Here is a 13,924-nt window from a genome sequence, read left to right as displayed (position 1 = left end):
AATTATGCATATGGAGCGCGATCGCAGGCCGGTATCAGCTCAGCGGAACGGGGCTGTCGGCAACGGCAATGTCCAGCACCGGGCGCAGCTTGTCGGCGGTAAACGGTGAAGACACCAGCACGGAGCGATTGTTGGCGGCAAACACCAGATCGATGCCGGTCACGCAGGCGGTCATCTGGCAGGCATACTTTTCACCGTAGGCATTGACGAAATGCAGCTCAAATACGCCAATATCGGCACGCAGCCGCTTTAAACGACACTGCCCGGTTTCACCGGTCATCTCTGCATAGACCTCCGGCAGCCGTTTAATCGCGCACACTTTGGCGCTGTCCCTGCCACCAAACAATTTCCCTAACGAAAACATATTACTGCGTCTCTATTCATTTTATTGCTCATGATTCTATCGCGAGAGCAGAACCGCAAACCTGATATTACGCAGGATTTTGGCCGGTTTTGCCCCCTGTTCTTCTCTTCCTTTCTATGGTAGTGCACCCGCTCTTCGCTCGCGACAAGCGACCCCAATCACAGACTGGAAACTTTTCCGTCCGCTGAAAGGTAAATGAAAGGTTGTTGTTTTAACAATCTTGCAACCGCACCCGGCGGGATTTCACAACCAGAACAATACCGAGGGCAAGTCACAATGAAAAAAATAATGACCCGTACCTTTACCGCCGCCGCCCTGCTGCTGGCGGCCAATCAGGCCTTTGCCGTGGAAGCGCCCAAACGCACCGAATGCATCGCGCCGGCCAAGCCCGGCGGCGGCTTCGATCTGACCTGCAAGCTGATTCAGGTGTCGCTGCAGGACACCAAGGCCATCGATAAGCCGATGCGCGTCACCTATATGCCCGGCGGCGTCGGCGCAGTGGCCTACAACGCCATCGTCGCGCAGCGCCCGGCGGAGTTCGGCACCGTGGTGGCCTTCTCCGGCGGCTCGCTGCTCAATCTGTCCCAGGGCAAGTTCGGCCGCTATAACGTGGAAGACGTGAAATGGCTGGCGGCGGTCGGTACCGACTACGGCATGATCGCGGTGCGCGCCGACTCGCCTTACAAAACCCTGAAAGATCTGATGGACGCCTTCCAAAAAGATCCCAACAGCGTGGTGTTCGGCGCCGGCGCCTCCATCGGCAGCCAGGACTGGATGAAAACCGCGCTGCTGGCGCGCGAAGTCGGCGTGGATCCGCGCAAGATGCGCTATGTGGCCTTCGAAGGCGGCGGCGAGCCGGTAACCGCGCTGCTCGGCAACCATATCCAGGCGGTCTCCGGTGACCTGAGCGAGATGGTGCCTTATCTGCAGGGCGACAAGATCCGCGTGCTGGCGGTGTATGCCGAGCAACGTCTGCCGGGCCAGCTGGCCGACATTCCAACCGCCAAAGAGCAGGGATACAGCCTGGTGTGGCCGATCATTCGCGGCTTCTACGTCGGGCCGAAAGTCAGCGATGAAGAGTATCAGTGGTGGATCGACACCTTCCAGAAAATGATGGCGACCGACGAATTCAAGCAGCAGCGCGATCTGCGCGGCCTGTTCGAATTCAACATGACCGGCAAAGAGCTGGACGCCTACGTGAAGAATCAGGTTGCCCAATACCGTGAGCAGGCAAAAGTATTCGGCCTGGCCAAATAACCGCAGGGGAAAACCATGAGCGATCGTATTTTTGCCGGTTTCTGGCTGCTGCTGTGTATCGGCGGGCTGTTCATCGGCTGGGGCATCCAAAGCGAATATAGCTATGAACCGCTGGGGCCGCGCCCGTTCCCGCTGGCGATCCTCAGCCTGATGGCGCTGTGCGCAGCCCTGCTGTTGCTGCGCCGCCCGCAGGCGGTGGAGTGGCCGCACAACAAGGTGCTGCAGCGGCTGCTGGTGCTGGTGATCACCCTGGTGCTGTATGCCTGGGGCTTTGAATGGCTGGGCTTCCCGCTGGCGACCGCGCTGCTGACGTTCAGCATCGGCCTGCTGTTTCAGGCCAGCCTGCCGGCGGCGGCCATTTCCGGCGTCGTCATGGGTGCAGCGCTGTATTACGCCTTTGACCAACTTCTCGATGTCACACTGCCGCTCGGCGCCTGGCTGAGCTAACGGGAGCGATGATGGATACCTGGATGTATTTGACCCAAGGGTTCGAAGTGGCGCTGGTGCCGCAGAACCTGATTATCGCCCTGATCGGCTGCTTCGTCGGCACCATCGTCGGCCTGCTGCCGGGCCTCGGGCCGATCAACGGCGTGGCGATCCTGCTGCCGCTGGCGTTTGCCCTCAAGCTGCCGGCTGAATCGGCGCTGATCCTGCTGGCGACGGTGTATATCGGCTGCGAGTACGGCGGGCGCATCTCGTCGATTCTGCTCAACGTGCCGGGCGACGCGGCGGCGATTATGACCGCGCTGGACGGCTACCCGATGGCGCAGCAGGGGCGCGCCGGCGTGGCGCTGTCCATCTCGGCGGTCAGCTCGTTCGTCGGATCGATGATCGCCATCGGCGGCATCATCCTGTTCGCGCCGCTGCTGGCCCGCTGGTCGCTGGCCTTCGGCCCGGCGGAGTATTTCGCCCTGATGGTGTTCGCCATCGCCTGCCTCGGTAGCATGATGAGCCAGAACCCGCTGAAATCGCTGCTGGCGGCGCTGATCGGTCTGGGTCTGGCGACGGTAGGCGTTGACGCCAACACCGGCGTTTACCGCTTTACCTTCGACAGCGTGCACCTCTCCGACGGCGTACAGTTCATCGTCGTTGTAATCGGCCTGTTCTCGGTCAGTGAAATCCTGCTGATGCTGGAGAGCACCAGCGCCGGGCAAAAGCTGGTGCGTAAAACCGGCCGGTTGCTGTTCAACCGCAAAGAGGCGGCGCAGTGCGCAGGCCCTACCCTGCGTTCGTCGGTGATCGGCTTCTTCGTCGGCATTCTGCCGGGCGCCGGCGCCACCATCGCCAGTGCGCTGACCTACATGACCGAGAAGAAAATCAGCGGCAACAGCGACACCTTCGGCAAGGGCGACATCCGCGGCGTAGCGGCGCCGGAAGCGGCCAACAACGCCTCGGCGTGCGGCTCGTTCATTCCGATGCTGACGCTGGGGGTGCCGGGTTCCGGCACCACGGCGGTGATGATGGGCGCGCTGACGCTGTACAACATCACCCCCGGCCCGGCGATGTTCACCGAACAGCCGGATATCGTCTGGGGGCTGATCGCCGCGCTGCTGATCGCCAACGTCATTTTGCTGATCATGAACCTGCCGCTGGTCGGCCTGTTCACGCGCATGCTGACCATCCCGCTGTGGTTCCTGGTGCCGGCGATCGCCGCGGTGTCGGCGGTGGGGGTTTATGCGGTGCACAGCACCACCTTCGACCTGCTGCTGATGGTCGGGTTGGGCGTGTTCGGCTACATCCTGCGGAAAATGCACTTCCCGATGTCGCCGCTGATTCTGGGCTTCGTGCTGGGTGAGATGCTGGAGCAAAATCTGCGTCGCGCGCTGTCGATCAGCAACGGCGAGTTCGGCATTCTGTGGAGCAGCAGCATCGCGCAAACGCTGCTGGTGCTGGCGGTCGCGGTACTGGCGCTGCCGCCGCTGCTGCGCCTGATGCGCAAACGCCGCCAACCTGCGGCCGAGGCCAAAGCCGAGTAACGCGAAACGGGCGGGGATCCCCCGCCCGTTGTGTTTAACGGCGTAGGGCCGCAATTCCCCTTTCCAACGCCTCGATATCGTCATCGGCGAGCAGGGGCAGAATCACCGCAAAGTCCGCCTCGGACAAGTCATAGAGGCGCAAGGCAAGCAACCGCACGATAACCTCCGGCGTGAACCGCCAACGGATAAACCGTGCGGGGTTACCGCCGACGATGGCATAAGGCTCAACATCGCCGGCCACCACGCTGCCGGCGGCGACGATCGCCCCCTCGCCTATCGAGATTCCCGGCATCAGCATCGCCCGCATGCCGATCCAGCAACCGTCGCCCAGCCGGGTATCGCCTTTGGGGCGGTACGCCTGTTTGATGGTTGCCATAAACGGATACAGGCTCAGCCAGTCGATGCGATGGGTATGGTTGCCGCCCATCAGGATCACCGCTTCGGCCGCGATGCACACGTAATCGCCGATCAGCAGGCGGTCTATGTCGCCCAGCGGCTGCCATTGCCGGCTGACCGCGTCGCCGTGCAGATAGCGCACCACCGAGCGCTCGAAGCCGTTATCCCAGCAGTCGCTGTAGTAGCTGTGGGTGCCTTTGACGATTATATTCGGGTTGGTCACCGTCTGATGCAGCAGCTCGGTTTTGGACCAGTGTTTTTCGGACATGGCGTATTCTCTTGTTACGGGAATAAAAGCCACGGAACGGAATGTCTGTGGCCGTGTTGTCGTTCACTCAACACGGCCATTCAAGCGATAAGCGCTCGTTTCAATCTCGGGTTATTCATCTTACGGTCTCTCTTGCGAGGCGTAATGGTAGCCTATCACGCCTCGGCGGTCTTGCTTTTCAACAGCAGCACCCCGCCCATCACCAGCGCGCTGCCCAGCAGCTGCAGCTGATTCATGCTCTCCCCCAGCAGGAAATAAGCGATCACCGCGGTGAACACCAACTCCAGCGACAGGATCAGGTTGGCCACCGCCAGCGGCAGCGTTTTCAGGCTGATGTTATACAACCCGAAGCCCAGCAGCGTCGGCCCGGCGGCCAGCGCCAGCAGCAACAGCCAGCCGCTCCACTGAATGCCCTGTGCGCCGTGCGACAGGAACCACAGGTCGCCGGCCATGCCGTGGAACGCCGCCAGCGGGAACGCCGTCAACGCCGCGTTGAACGCCAGCTGGTACAGCGCCGAAAAACCGAACACGTACAGAATAGTGTTCCACACCGGATAGCCGCGTTCGCTGGCCACCCGCCCGCCGAGGGTATACAGGGTATAGCCGATGCCCGACAGCATCCCGACCAGCAGCCCCAGCAGATCGAAGTGGCTGTTCCCCATGCTGTCGCCGTTGCTGACCAGGAAGCAGCCGCCCAGGCTGATGGCGATCACCAGCAATTGGCGCAGCGTCAGGCGTTCGCTGTACATCACCCAACCGAGGAACACGGTAAAGCCCACCGAGCAGTAAGTCAGAATGGTCGCCACCGACGCGCCGTTCAGCGCCACCGACAGCGTCCACAGGCTGTTGAACAGCGCCAGCAGCAGCCCGTAAAGCGCGTAGAACACCACCTGTTCACGGCGCAGGCGCGCCCACTGCGGTTTTACCAGCAACAGCAGCGGCAACAGCACCAGCGCCACCAGCGCCGCGCGCCAGAACGCCAGCACAAAGGTCGGCAGGTGATAGTACTCGGTCAGCGCGCGGATGATGATGGCGGTAAAGGCCAGCAGCATGGCGCTGATAATGGCGATGACGTAACCCTGGTGGCTGCCCTGAAAGAGGCGCGCGCCGGGCAGCGCCGGCCGGGCGGAAACGCCTGACGGTAATGACATGAGATCCTCGGAGAAATGGCGACGTAAATGCTCAGGCGGACAGTGTAACGCGGCCATTTTTTCTCACTATAGCCACTTTACGGCGTTGTCATGCAGGCCACTTTTCTGCGCTTGAAGCCCTGTTGACATGGGGTATAGTAAAAATCACTCTCCATAACCGAGCCAATTTTGCATGCATATCCCGTTGGATCGCGAGCAGGACGTTCCGCTCTATTTACAGATCGAAGAAGCGCTGCGGCGCGCCATCCTCACCGGTGTGTTCGTCGATGGCGACAAACTGCCCTCGACGCGCACGCTGGCGGCCGAACTGGCGGTCAGCCGTTTAACGGTGGATAACGCCTACGCCGAACTGGCGGCCAAGGGCTTTTTGCATCAGCGGCGCGGCAGCGGCGCCTATGTCGCGCACCCGCAAGCGCAGGCGCGCCCGGCCCGGCCGAGCAGCGATGCTCCATTCCCGCTGGAGAGCTTCACCACCCTCACCTCACGGCTGGACGGCTACGCCGACGCCCCGCTGCCGGAGGGGCTGATCAACTTCGCCGCCGGCGTCGGCAGCCCTAAGGTGTTTCCGCTGGAGGCGTTTCGCAAAGTGCTGCTGTCGGTGCTCAGCCGCCATGCGGAAGAGGCCTTCAGCTACGGGGAATACTGCGGCTACTACCCGCTGCGCGATACGCTGAGCCGCATCCTCAGCGCGCAGGGCATCCCCACGCAGGCGGAACAGGTGCTGATCACCAACGGCTCGCAGCACGCCATCAGTCTGGTGGTGCAAAGCCTGCTGGCGCCGGGCGATACGGTGATCGTCGAAGAGCCGACCTACGCCGAAGCGCTGGGCCTGCTGCGCCAGCACCGCATCAATATCGTCACCGTACCGGGCGATCGCCACGGCATGCGGGTGGATTTGTTGCCGGAGTTGTTAGAACGCCACCGCCCTAAACTGATCTACACCATCCCCAATTTCCACAACCCGACCGGCCGCTGCCTGAGCGAGGCGCGGCGGCGACGCCTGCTGGCGATCGCCCAACAGGCCGGCGTGGTGATCCTGGAGGACGACTTCGTCGGCGATCTGCGTTACCAGGGCAAACAGCTGCCGTCGCTGCGGGCGCTGGCGCAGCCGGGCGCGGTGATCTACGTCAGCACCTTCTCCAAAATGCTGCTGCCCAGCATGCGCATCGGCTATCTGGTGGCGGACAGCGAACACTATCAACGTTTCGCCAGGCTGAAACACGTCGACAGCTTCACCTGTTCCAGCCTGATCCAGCGGGCGCTGGACGCGTTCGTCACCGTCGGCCGTTACGACAAACAGCTGCGGCGCGCCGGGCGCGTCTACCGCCGCCATCTGGAGGTGATGATTGATACCTTGCAACGGCGGCTGCCGCCGGGGTGCCGCTTCGAAACGCCGCAGGGGGGCTTGTTTATCTGGCTGACGCTGCCGGCGGCGGTGACCACCGCCGAACTGATGCCGGTCGCCTGGCGGCACGGCGTGACCTTCGCACGCGGCGAATGCTTTTATGCGCAGGAACAGCTGGGCGCGCACGGCCTGCGGCTGAACTTCGCCGCCAACTCGCCGCCGCAGATTGAAGAAGGTATCGCCCGGCTGTGCCGGGCGATTGAGGAGGTGATAACGGAGAAAAACGCCGGTTAGACGGCGGCCCACCACAGCCGCAGCTTCATCCCCCAGTAGCTGGTCCAGCCGGTGGTGCTCTGCACCACCTTGCCCTGCGAGACCACCACGAAGGTCGGCGTCACGCCAATCTGCCACTGCGCCGAGAGCGTACCAGCCGGATCGTTGACCACCGGCAGCGCCAGCCGTTTGCGCGCCAGCCAGTGTTTCACCTGGGTATCGTCGCCCGAGCGCAGCGCGACGGTCAGCACGTTGCCGCCCGCCGCCTGCAAACGGGCGACGTCCGGCGTAGTGAAGCGGCAGACGCCGCACCAGCTGGCCCAGAAGTAAACCAGCAGCGGCCGCTCATGGCTGAGCTGCGCCAACGACACGCGCTCGCCGTCCAGCGTGGTCAGGGTCTGAGCATCGAAGGCCGGCGGCGCCTGCGGCGCGTTCAGCCAATCCATCACCGTCACCACCGCCAGCGCTATCAGCGCCAGCAGCAGCAACTCGCGCCCCCAGCGCTTGAGCTTAGCCATGGTCGGCCTTCGCCAGCTGCTGCTTCACCATCGCTTCCAGCTCTTCATTCGACACCGCCCCCGGCAGCATCCGATCGCCGATCAGCGTCGCCGGCGTCCCCTGCACGCCCAGCTGTTCCGCCAGCTCCATATTGGTGCGCAGCGTGGTCATGCTCTGTTCGCTGGGCGCCACCGCCTTGACGCCGGTTTTCTCTTGCGCGGCGGCGATGCTGGCGTTGTCGTGGAAGCCCTTTTTCGCCATCAACCGCTGGTGCAGGGCCCAGAATTGATCCGGGTGCTGTTGCCAGGTGGTGAGCGCCACGCGCGCCGAACTGACTGAGCTTTCGCCCTTGAACGGCAGCAGCTTCACCACCAGCGCCACGTCCGGGTATTGCTTGACGATCTTCTCCAGCATCGGATCAAAACGCTTGCAGTACGGGCAGTTATAGTCGGTAAAGGTCACCAGCGTCAGTTTGGCGTTGGCGGCGCCGAGGCGCGGGCTGGCCGGATCCTGGTACAGCGTTTTGGCGTTCTGCTTGATAGCCTGGCTGATTTGCTGGCCGGCGGTTTGCTGCTGCCAGGCGTCCACCGCCTGCGCCAGAATGTCCGGGTTGGACACCAGCGTTTCGCGGATCATCTCTTTGATACGCGCCTCTTGCGCCGGGGTGAAAGGCTCGACGGCCCACACCGGGGCGGCGATGATCATCAGTAAAATCAGTAGTTTTTTCATTGTTCGGTTCCTTTGGCATGGGAAAGGGTTTGCAGCACGGCGTCACGGGTCAACAGCGGGGATAACACCTCGCCGTCCGGGCTGCCGGGGCCATAGATTTGGTTGAAAGGCACGGCGACGCTGCCGCGCTTTTGCAGGAAGGCGCTGATGTCGGCCGACGGGCGGCTCCAGTCGCCGCGCAGCGCAACCACGTCGTCGGCGCTCAGCGCGCGCTGTACGTCATCGCGCAGCAGCACATTGAATTTGTTGGCTTTACAGGTCACGCACCAGTCTGCGGTCACGTCGACGAACACCCGCTTATGCTGGGCGAGCGCCTCGGTAATCGCCTGTTCGCTCAGCGGTTGCCACTGCACCCGATCCTGCAACGGCTGGCGCCACAGGCCGGCGGTCAGCGATCCGGCCAGCAAGGCCACGCCCGCCAGCACCAACGTGCCCGCAGCCAGCTTGGTCGCCAACCGTGCGCCCTGCTGACGCCACACCGCCAGCAGCAACGCCAGCAGCGCCAACGCCCCCAGCCACAGCGTGGCCTGCACGCCGATATGATTGCTCAGCAGGCTCAGCAGCCACAGCGACGACGCCAGCATCAGCAGCCCCATTGCCAGCTTGACGGTATTCATCCAGCGGCCGGGGCGCGGCAAGCGCAGCGCCAGCGATGGCCAGGCGGCGATCAGCAGCCACGGCAGGCTCATGCCGATGCCGAGCGCGATGAACATGCCCCACAGCACCGGCAGCGACGCCGCCAGCGCGAAGGCCACCGCCGTGCCGAGAAACGGCGCCGAGCACGGCGTCGCCAGCAGCGTGGCGAACGCGCCCTGCCAGAAATGGCCGCTCAGACCGTGCCCATTATGGGTGGCCAGCGACGTATTCAGATCGGACGAGAGGCGCAGATGGAACAGGCCAAACAGGTTGGCGCTGAACAGCAGCGTCACCAGCACCATAAAACCGATAAACCATGGATTCTGGAACTGAATGCCCCAGCCGAGCGCATGGTTGCCGAGCCGCAGCAGCGTCATCAGTAAGGCCAACGCCATAAACGAGGCGACGATACCTAACGACGACGCCAGGAACTGCAAACGCACGCTGCGCCGATCGCGCCGTTCCACCTGCAGGATAGAGCCGAGCTTGATGCCCAGCACCGGCAGTACGCACGGCATCAGGTTGAGGATCAACCCGCCCGCCAGCGCCATCAATACCGCCTGCCATAGCGGGAATGCCGCACCGGCGGGCGCGGCCAGCGGATCGCCAATCGGCAGCGTAATCTGCTGCGCCATGCCGCCGTCGTCGATCACCAGCGTCAGCGTTTTGCCGCGCAGATCCGGCGCCGCATCGCCCCAGCCATCGCTGACCGGCACTCGCGCCAACAGCTGAGCGCCGTCGGTCTCGACCTGCGGCTTGCCGAGATCGGCATCCGCCAGCGTATCGAAGAACAGCGCGGGCTGCTGCCAGCCGGCGGCGCGTTGGGCGGAAATCTGCAGCTCGCCGTTGCGGTAACCGGCCTTGACGCTCTCCGCCACCCCGGCGGCGATCGGCACCTGCCCCATTGCCTGCGCGAAGTCGTGGTTAAACTGCGGATCGTTCGGCGTCGTCAGATCCAGGCTGAACGGGTAGTCGGTCAGAATGCAGACGTTGCTGCAGGTGGATAGCGTCAGGGTGCCCGCCAGCGGGCCGGATACCTGGCCTGACATCACGATCGGCAGCGTAACCCGATCGTGATAGCCCTGGGTGGAAATGCCGGCCACCTCGAAACGCTGCGGCGTCGGCCAGTGCCAGGTCGCCGGCGGCGGGTTGCCCTGCCAGACGATAGCCGGCGCGATGCCGCCTTCGCCTGGGGAACGCCAGTAGGTTTTCCAGCCCTTTTGCAGCTCGACCGACAGCAGCAGGCGGGTCTCCCCCGGCTGTGACGTGTCGGCGCGCAGCCGCACCTTGGCATGATCGTTGGCCGGATTTTGCAGCCAGCCGCTGTCCGCCGCCTGCAAGGCAGGCAGCCACAGCATAAACAGGCAAGCGCAGGCCAGCCTGATAATTTTCAACATGTTAATTCTCCATAAATGATTAATTCACCGCGAAAAACGGGCGATTAACTCATTCACGGAAAACGCATAATCGAAGGTGCACCCTGAGGGTGGGCGGTGAAATGGCGCGAGGAGGAGGAACACGCAGGCGCGCGGCAATGGTCGGCGCCAACAGCGCCAGCAGCAGGCCCAGCCCGAACAGTACGGTTTCGAACATCACCGGCGGCGCGGCCAGCAATGACTTGGCGCTCAGTTCACAGGGCGTCGGCTGCGCTTCGGCGGCGGTATCACTGGACTGAACGGCGGTGGCCGCCGGGATCCCCAGCGTTTGCTGCAGCGCATGCAGGCCCGCCATGCGCTGGGTCATGCACGTCAGCACCACCAGGCAAGCCAGGCATAAAAACCATTTTGCAATCCGCTGCCGTTTAACCATGCCATCCTCATGTTCGGGTCTGGGGTTATCTTAGCGACGCGGGCGCGATTAGCAACGTTTTGTCGGTAAAGAAATGTCTGAGCGGCGGTATTGATGGCGGCGATTTACAGGTATTATAGAGGGTAAGCCTGCGCTTTTCGCCGGGTACGATGATGATTCTCTCCTCCAGGCATTCTGCGGGGATACACAGCGAAGGACTGGTGATATGCAACCTTTGAGTGGGCCGGGCACCCCAATCGCCGGCGAACGCCCTCCCTCCCCGGGCAAAACGGCGGCCACTGACGATCAACCCCTTTCTCCGGCACAGCGCACGACGCTGGAAAAGCTGATCGTGAAAATCATGACGCTCAGCCCGGCAAAATCGGCGGAGATCTGGGCGACTCTGCGCCACGATCTCGGCGCCGACAACGGCGGTGAACTGCTGGCGCGCCATTTTCAACCGGCGGAACAGCTGCTGCAAACGCGCCTGACGCAGGCGCAGCAAAACCACGCCGGGCGCCAGCTGTTGCAACAGCTGGCCGAATTACTGCCGCAGGGCAACAACCGCCAGGCGGTCAGCGACTTTATTCGCCAGCAGTTCGGCCACACGGTACTGAGCCAGCTGAGCCCACCACAGCTGCAGCAGGTGCTGAATCTGTTGCAGACCGGCGGCCTGACCATTCCTCAGCCGCAGCAAACCGCCACCAGCGATCGCCCGCTGCTGCCCGCAGAGCATCAAAGCCTGCAGCAGCAGGTCACCAAACTTAGCGCGGCCACCGGTGAAGCGCCGGCTAAAATCTGGCAAACGCTGTTTGATCTGGCGGGCGTGAAAACCAACGATCCGCTGCCGGCGCGCCACTTCCAGCTGTTAAACCAATTCTTGCAAGTGAAGGTGGCCCTCAGCCCGCAGAGCGCGCCGACGCTGAACAATCTGCTGGCGGCACTCAAGCAGCCGGCGGACGAGCAAGAGCTGCAGCAGATGAACGACTATTGCCAGGCGCGCTTCAACTGCGGCGCCAATGCGCCGCTGACGCATCCGCAAATGAGCGACGCCATTCATCAACTGTTTGCCCGACGCCTGGAAAAAGCCGGCCAGGCTCAGGCTATCGTCAGCCACCCTGTCGATCCGCAGCCGCTGCTCAACCCGCTGATCGCTGCCCTGCCGCTGCCGCTGCAAAAAGCGCTCAGCAAACCTGCCGTCGCGCTGATCCTGCTGCTGTTGGCGCTGGCCGTCGTGCTGGCGCTGGTGTTTTAACGCTTCAGGCGCAGCCGCAATCCTCAACAGCCGCCCGATCGCGCAACGATCCCGGCTGTTCGCCGATGGCCAACGGATGGCCGTCGCGCAGCCAGAAGTCCAGCCCGCCGATCAGCTCCTTCACCCGGAATCCCAGCTTCGCCAGCTTGTAAGCGCCCTTGGTGGAACCGTTGCAGCCGATGCCATCGCAGTAGGTCACATACACTTTTTCGCGATCCAGCTGCGCCGTGCCGGCTTCATCCATCAGGCGATGCGGCAAACTGAGCGCACCGGGAATATGCCCGGCGGCGTACATCGTCTCCGCGCGGGTGTCGATAACCACCACCCCGTCCACGCCATTGCGCAGATCCTCCGCCACGTCCCAGGCATCCGCATAGCGGCTCAGTTTGGCCGCCAGGTAGGCCAGGCTCTCTTCCGGCGCCGCCGGAGGAAAAGCCAGCACCAATGATTCTTTCGACATACCATTCACTCCCGTGCATCAAGACAGATGACAATAGTGCCCCATTTTGGTCTTATGATTGATACCCATTTCCCAACCGTGATAAGACCCATTATGCAGCACTCGCTGGTCACGTTGTTTCAGCAATCGCCCCACACCGCCGGCACGCTGCGCGATCGCCTGTGCGGCGCATTGCGGCAGGCCATCCACCAAGCTGCATTGAGCGTTGGGCAACGCCTGCCTTCCAGCCGGGTGCTGGCCAGCGATCTGGGCCTCTCGCGAGTGACCGTCGAAGCGGCCTACGGTCAGTTGGAGGCGGAGGGATACCTGCAGCGCCGCGTCGGCCAGGGCACCTTTGTGGCGATTATCATCGCCAAATCACCACCGCCGGCGACCGCTGCCGGCATACCGCGCCTTTCGCAGCGCGGCCAACAGATCGTACAAACCGGCGGCTGCCGCGAACCGCAGCAGCCACGGGCGTTTGCCGCCGGCTCGCCGGATCTGCGTGCGTTTCCGCTGGCCTTGTGGAAGCAACTGACCGCACAGCGCCTGCGGCTACAGGGAGAAAGCCTGCTGCGCTACGGCGACCCGCAGGGCTATTTGCCGCTGCGTGAAGCGATTGCCGCCCACGTCAATCAAACGCGCGGCGTGATCTGCGATGCACGGCAGGTTATCGTGCTGACCAGTTCGCAGCAGGCGCTGCAGCTGATCGCCACGCTGCTGCTGGACAGCGGCGACAGCGTCTGGATGGAAGAGCCGGGTTACACCGGGGCAAGAAACGCTTTTATCAGCGCCGGAGCCGCCCTGACGCCGGTCGCGGTGGACGGCGACGGCCTGCGTGCTGACCCCTCCTTGCCCGACCCTCGTTTGATTTATCTGACGCCCTCGCACCAATACCCAACCGGCGCAGCGCTCAGCCTGGCACGCCGCTTGGCGCTGCTGGCGCTGGCGGACAGGCAGCAGGCCTGGATCGTCGAGGACGATTACGATAGCGAGTTTCATTACGACGGCCTGCCGATACCGGCGATGCAGGGCCTGGATCGCCGTGGCCGGGTGCTGTACCTCGGCACCTTCTCCAAATCACTGTTCCCTTCGCTGCGGTTGGCGTACCTGATCGTCCCGCCTACGCTGGTTGACGCGTTCGTCACCGCGCGCACGGTGTATGACGGCCACAGCGCGCAGCTGATGCAGGCGGTCACCGCCGAATTCATCCGCCAGGGGTACTTTGCCGCGCATATCCGCTACATGCGCCAGCTCTACCGCAGCCGGCGCGATACGTTGCTGGCGGAAGTTCACGAAAAACTCGGCCACTTCGCCACGCCCGCTCCCGCCGCCGGCGGCCTGCAGCTCAGCGTCTGGCTGCCGCCCGGCCAGGAGGCGGCGCTCAGCCGACAGGCGCAGCGGCTCGGCATCCTCACGCCCGGGCTGACGGCGCAATACCAGACGGCGCAGACGCAGCGCGACGGCTGGCTGCTGGGCTTTTCGGCCCTGACGCCGGGCGAGATCCGCAGCGCCGTCGAGCGGCTGGCGCAGATTGCCGTAGCTTAGC

The 13,924-nt window shown here is 63.4% G+C and carries 14 protein-coding genes; 6 read left to right on the top strand and 8 right to left on the bottom strand.

The genetic code is table 11. The features are described from left to right. Positions 1 to 34: 34 nt before the first annotated feature. Positions 35 to 364, bottom strand: coding sequence for a hypothetical protein (locus tag GF111_RS20425; protein ID WP_047730181.1), 330 nt, complete (start codon positions 362 to 364; stop codon positions 35 to 37). Positions 365 to 640: 276 nt separating this feature from the next. Here GF111_RS20425 and GF111_RS20420 point away from each other — a divergent pair, with 276 nt between their 5' ends. The 3 genes from GF111_RS20420 to GF111_RS20410 are packed head-to-tail and all read left to right on the top strand — an operon-like array spanning position 641 to position 3,597. Beyond that, a complete protein-coding gene (locus GF111_RS20420; RefSeq protein ID WP_038876466.1) occupies positions 641 to 1,621 on the top strand; it encodes a tripartite tricarboxylate transporter substrate binding protein in 981 nt (326 codons plus the stop codon). 15 nt (positions 1,622 to 1,636) lie between these two features. Further along, positions 1,637 to 2,068: a tripartite tricarboxylate transporter TctB family protein gene (locus tag GF111_RS20415; protein WP_019453755.1), complete on the top strand. Its 432-nt coding sequence runs from the start codon at positions 1,637 to 1,639 to the stop codon at positions 2,066 to 2,068. 11 nt (positions 2,069 to 2,079) lie between these two features. Further along, a complete protein-coding gene (locus tag GF111_RS20410; RefSeq protein ID WP_016926872.1) occupies positions 2,080 to 3,597 on the top strand; it encodes a tripartite tricarboxylate transporter permease in 1,518 nt (505 codons plus the stop codon). 34 nt (positions 3,598 to 3,631) lie between these two features. Here the strand turns inward: GF111_RS20410 and GF111_RS20405 are convergent, their stop codons facing one another. After that, on the bottom strand, positions 3,632 to 4,261 hold the full coding sequence (locus GF111_RS20405) for a CatB-related O-acetyltransferase (protein WP_048234486.1): 630 nt from the start codon (positions 4,259 to 4,261) through the stop codon (positions 3,632 to 3,634). 155 nt (positions 4,262 to 4,416) lie between these two features. Continuing rightward, positions 4,417 to 5,412, bottom strand: coding sequence for a DMT family transporter (locus GF111_RS20400; RefSeq protein ID WP_038876475.1), 996 nt, complete (start codon positions 5,410 to 5,412; stop codon positions 4,417 to 4,419). A 172-nt stretch (positions 5,413 to 5,584) separates the two neighbouring features. On the opposite strand from GF111_RS20400, the gene GF111_RS20395 reads away from it, so the two are divergent. Then, positions 5,585 to 7,051, top strand: coding sequence for a PLP-dependent aminotransferase family protein (locus GF111_RS20395; RefSeq protein ID WP_148940654.1), 1,467 nt, complete (start codon positions 5,585 to 5,587; stop codon positions 7,049 to 7,051). Here the strand turns inward: GF111_RS20395 and GF111_RS20390 are convergent. From GF111_RS20390 to GF111_RS20375, 4 genes are read right to left on the bottom strand one after another with little or no spacing between them, the layout of a single operon-like run. Next, positions 7,048 to 7,548: a protein disulfide oxidoreductase gene (locus GF111_RS20390; protein WP_047730177.1), complete on the bottom strand. Its 501-nt coding sequence runs from the start codon at positions 7,546 to 7,548 to the stop codon at positions 7,048 to 7,050. The two genes, GF111_RS20395 and GF111_RS20390, sit on opposite strands and share 4 nt — an antisense overlap. Next, positions 7,541 to 8,257 (bottom strand): DsbA family protein, encoded by a 717-nt coding sequence (locus GF111_RS20385; RefSeq protein WP_147190444.1) that lies wholly within the window; start codon positions 8,255 to 8,257, stop codon positions 7,541 to 7,543. Before GF111_RS20385 ends, GF111_RS20390 begins: the two co-directional genes overlap by 8 nt. After that, positions 8,254 to 10,290: a protein-disulfide reductase DsbD gene (locus tag GF111_RS20380; protein ID WP_147190443.1), complete on the bottom strand. Its 2,037-nt coding sequence runs from the start codon at positions 10,288 to 10,290 to the stop codon at positions 8,254 to 8,256. The genes GF111_RS20385 and GF111_RS20380 overlap by 4 nt, the downstream gene beginning before the upstream one ends. A 49-nt stretch (positions 10,291 to 10,339) precedes the next feature. After that, positions 10,340 to 10,702, bottom strand: coding sequence for a hypothetical protein (locus GF111_RS20375; protein WP_038876488.1), 363 nt, complete (start codon positions 10,700 to 10,702; stop codon positions 10,340 to 10,342). A gap of 205 nt (positions 10,703 to 10,907) precedes the next feature. Here GF111_RS20375 and flk point away from each other — a divergent pair, with 205 nt between their 5' ends. Then, positions 10,908 to 11,936 (top strand): flagella biosynthesis regulator Flk, encoded by a 1,029-nt coding sequence (gene flk, locus GF111_RS20370; protein WP_047730174.1) that lies wholly within the window; start codon positions 10,908 to 10,910, stop codon positions 11,934 to 11,936. A 4-nt stretch (positions 11,937 to 11,940) separates the two neighbouring features. On the opposite strand, the gene GF111_RS20365 is transcribed toward flk, so the two are convergent. Then, positions 11,941 to 12,396: a rhodanese-like domain-containing protein gene (locus GF111_RS20365; RefSeq protein WP_147190441.1), complete on the bottom strand. Its 456-nt coding sequence runs from the start codon at positions 12,394 to 12,396 to the stop codon at positions 11,941 to 11,943. A gap of 93 nt (positions 12,397 to 12,489) precedes the next feature. On the opposite strand from GF111_RS20365, the gene GF111_RS20360 reads away from it, so the two are divergent. Beyond that, the gene (locus tag GF111_RS20360) at positions 12,490 to 13,923 is read left to right on the top strand and encodes a PLP-dependent aminotransferase family protein (protein ID WP_174840531.1); all 1,434 of its coding nucleotides are present in this window, start codon (positions 12,490 to 12,492) and stop codon (positions 13,921 to 13,923) included. Position 13,924 lies beyond the last annotated feature (1 nt).

Origin of the sequence: Serratia sp. HRI (assembly GCF_010119335.3) — a bacterium.
GTDB classification, from domain to species: Bacteria; Pseudomonadota; Gammaproteobacteria; order Enterobacterales; family Enterobacteriaceae; genus Serratia; species Serratia nevei.
The sequence above is the reverse complement of the archived record's forward strand: the minus strand, read 5'-3'. Positions and strand labels throughout refer to the sequence as shown.

Coding starts and splice junctions, on each gene's coding strand:
- flk (WP_047730174.1), top strand. CDS start 10,908: ATGCAACCTTTGAGTGGGCCGGGCACCCCAATCGCCGGCGAACGCCCT.
- GF111_RS20375 (WP_038876488.1), bottom strand. CDS start 10,702: ATGGTTAAACGGCAGCGGATTGCAAAATGGTTTTTATGCCTGGCTTGC.
- GF111_RS20425 (WP_047730181.1), bottom strand. CDS start 364: ATGTTTTCGTTAGGGAAATTGTTTGGTGGCAGGGACAGCGCCAAAGTG.
- GF111_RS20390 (WP_047730177.1), bottom strand. CDS start 7,548: ATGGCTAAGCTCAAGCGCTGGGGGCGCGAGTTGCTGCTGCTGGCGCTG.
- GF111_RS20400 (WP_038876475.1), bottom strand. CDS start 5,412: ATGTCATTACCGTCAGGCGTTTCCGCCCGGCCGGCGCTGCCCGGCGCG.
- GF111_RS20395 (WP_148940654.1), top strand. CDS start 5,585: ATGCATATCCCGTTGGATCGCGAGCAGGACGTTCCGCTCTATTTACAG.
- GF111_RS20385 (WP_147190444.1), bottom strand. CDS start 8,257: ATGAAAAAACTACTGATTTTACTGATGATCATCGCCGCCCCGGTGTGG.
- GF111_RS20380 (WP_147190443.1), bottom strand. CDS start 10,290: ATGTTGAAAATTATCAGGCTGGCCTGCGCTTGCCTGTTTATGCTGTGG.
- GF111_RS20405 (WP_048234486.1), bottom strand. CDS start 4,261: ATGTCCGAAAAACACTGGTCCAAAACCGAGCTGCTGCATCAGACGGTG.
- GF111_RS20360 (WP_174840531.1), top strand. CDS start 12,490: ATGCAGCACTCGCTGGTCACGTTGTTTCAGCAATCGCCCCACACCGCC.
- GF111_RS20415 (WP_019453755.1), top strand. CDS start 1,637: ATGAGCGATCGTATTTTTGCCGGTTTCTGGCTGCTGCTGTGTATCGGC.
- GF111_RS20365 (WP_147190441.1), bottom strand. CDS start 12,396: ATGTCGAAAGAATCATTGGTGCTGGCTTTTCCTCCGGCGGCGCCGGAA.
- GF111_RS20420 (WP_038876466.1), top strand. CDS start 641: ATGAAAAAAATAATGACCCGTACCTTTACCGCCGCCGCCCTGCTGCTG.
- GF111_RS20410 (WP_016926872.1), top strand. CDS start 2,080: ATGGATACCTGGATGTATTTGACCCAAGGGTTCGAAGTGGCGCTGGTG.